The organism is Streptomyces coerulescens, from assembly GCF_042657965.1.
GTDB lineage: Bacteria > Actinomycetota > Actinomycetes > Streptomycetales > Streptomycetaceae > Streptomyces > Streptomyces coerulescens.
In genome coordinates, this window is the sequence record NZ_JBHSKM010000057.1 from 1 (window position 1) to 686 (window position 686).

Annotated in this window: 1 protein-coding gene; it reads right to left on the reverse strand. The window is 70.3% G+C overall.

Going from position 1 to position 686, the window contains the following annotated elements; genetic code table 11:
- A partial coding sequence (locus tag ACFPQ9_RS44555) for an IS481 family transposase (RefSeq protein WP_380866199.1) occupies positions 1 to 686 on the reverse strand: 686 nt, incomplete at both ends.

Consider the following 686-nt stretch of genomic DNA (forward strand, 5'->3'; position numbering starts at 1 on the left):
TGTGTCGGCGGCCAGTGTTGTAGAAGTGCAGCCAGGGCGCGAGCGCGTCGGCGCGTTCGGTGTTGCTGCCAAAGACCTGGTGGTAGGCCCACTCGGCTTGCAGAGTCCGGTTGAAGCGTTCGACCTTGCCGTTGGTCCAGGGGCAGTGGGGACGGGTGAACTTCTGCTTGGCGCCCAGGGTTTGGCAGGCGTCGCGGAAGGCGCCGGAGGTGCGGTAGTTCCTGGCGTTGTCGGTCATCACGCGCTCGATGCAGGCGATGCCGTGCCTGGCGAAGAACGCGGCCGCGCGGGTGAGGAACGCGGCGCAGGTGACGCCTTTCTCGTCGGCCAGGATTTCGGCGTAGGCCAGGCGGGAGTGGTCGTCCACGGCGGCGTGCACGTAGTCGTAGCCGATGCCGCGGCCGCGGACGTCTTCACTGCGGCCGTGGGCCCGCCAGCCGCCACCGTCGGGGATCTTGCCGAGTTTCTTCACGTCCACGTGGACCAGGCCGCCGGGCTGGTTGTACTCGTAGCGGGCGGCGCTTTTGCGCACCGCGCGGATGACCTGCCCGGTCAGCGGGTCGCAGGCCGCCAGGGGCGGCATGTGGTGACGGCGCAGGATCCGGGTCACGGTTCGGGCCGGGACCTGGGTGGCCTCGCTGATCTGCTCGGGCCCCCGGCGCAGGTGGCGCCGGGCCTGAAGGACG